We start from the raw sequence: 561 nt of genomic DNA, 5'->3' as shown, positions 1-561 counted from the left end.
AACAGCAGAAACGATTACGGCTTACGGTGTAGTTCTATTTGCTGAACGTTTAGATGGTGTCATTGTTGGAACAATTGCTGAGAGCGTATAAATTTAAAGGAGTGATAGACTATGTATCCAGTGATACAAAACTTCTCTGATTTAGATGACAACAATCGTATCTATATAGCAGGACGTGATAAATATCCACGTAAAGGATATAAGCCGACAAAAGAACGAATTAAAGTATTACAATCTAGTAAGAACAATCAAAAACGTCCAGTAATTGGCGATGAGATTAAGACGACAAAAAGTAAAAAGTAGGTGATTTAATGCTCGCACGAATTAAAATTAGAAAACCAAGCATTAACACTGATTTAGCGAGTGAGTTTTTAACTACTGCTAAGGATCGCATTTGTTTAAGAGTTGGAATCCCGCAAAATAAAACATTTCCATCTGAATTAGAGTCGATTGCTGTTGAAATAGTAACAGCAATGTATAACAGATGGGAAATGAATCAAGAAGGCATCGACACAGAACGTGTTGATGTCTTTTCTATTAAGTTCATCTCAAACTTGCTAG

General features: G+C 35.1%; 2 protein-coding genes. Both read left to right on the top strand.

Translation table 11 applies throughout. The annotated features are described in order from the left end of the window. The first annotated feature begins 111 nt into the window (after window positions 1-111). Window positions 112-303, top strand: coding sequence for a hypothetical protein (locus HMPREF3029_RS08395; RefSeq protein WP_040929072.1), 192 nt, complete (start codon window positions 112-114; stop codon window positions 301-303). 8 nt (window positions 304-311) lie between these two features. Further along, a partial coding sequence (locus tag HMPREF3029_RS08390; RefSeq protein ID WP_070710406.1) for a hypothetical protein occupies window positions 312-561 on the top strand: 250 nt, incomplete at its 3' end.

The organism is Nosocomiicoccus sp. HMSC059G07 (assembly GCF_001815515.1).
Classification (GTDB): Bacteria; Bacillota; Bacilli; order Staphylococcales; family Salinicoccaceae; genus Nosocomiicoccus; species Nosocomiicoccus ampullae_A.
Note: the sequence above shows the minus strand (reverse complement) of the source record. Positions and strands in the feature narration are given on the sequence as shown.